The organism is Herbiconiux daphne (assembly GCF_024979295.1).
In the GTDB taxonomy this organism is placed as follows: domain Bacteria; phylum Actinomycetota; class Actinomycetes; order Actinomycetales; family Microbacteriaceae; genus Herbiconiux; species Herbiconiux daphnes.
Window position 1 is genome coordinate 1 of the sequence record NZ_JANLCJ010000387.1, and the last position, 704, is coordinate 704.

A 704-nucleotide genomic window follows, 5' to 3' on the forward strand; every position below is an offset into this window, starting at 1 on the left:
CCGCCTGTAGAAATCTGGAAAGAATGTTTTCGCGTATTAAAGCCGGGCGGTTATATCCTCGCTTTTGCTGGTACCCGTACGATACACCGCATGGCCTGTAATATCGAAGATGCTGGTTTTGAAATCCGCGATTTACTCGCATGGATTTACAGCACGGGTTTCCCTAAATCGGTAAATATTGGTAGAGCGGTTGCGAAACAGCTGGAAGGCCAGGAAAACGCCGGAGCCTGGGAAGGCTGGGGCAGCGCCCTTAAACCCGCCTTCGAACCGATTACCCTGGCGCGTAAACCGTTCGGCGGTACGCTCACAAACAACGTTATTAACTTCGGTACCGGTGCGCTGAATATTGGCGCTTGCCGCGTTCCGGATAATCAGGCAACCGAAGCTTTCGAATCCCGCCCACGGAAACAGATGCCATACGAAACGATGGCGGAAGGCCGCTGGCCAGCAAACCTTTTGCATGATGGTTCGGCTGAAGTTGTAGAGCTTTTCCCGAATAAAGGCGGCAGCGCGGCGCGTTTCTTCTACTGCCCGAAATCCAGCAAAGCGGATCGTGATTGGGGCTTGCAGAAAAACGTAGTAAGCGCTGAAGAAATGGTTAACCGCAAAGCGGGTAGCGCGGGTATCAAAAACCCTCGCGCCGGAGCTGGCCGCACGTCTGGCGCAATGAATTTCCATCCGACTGTTAAGCCGATCGCCCTGAT

At 53.7% G+C, this 704-nt stretch carries 1 pseudogene; it reads left to right on the plus strand.

The features are described 5' to 3' along the window. Positions 1-54 precede the first annotated feature (54 nt). Positions 55-704: pseudogene (locus tag N1032_RS25400) on the plus strand (hypothetical protein); the annotation flags it as partial.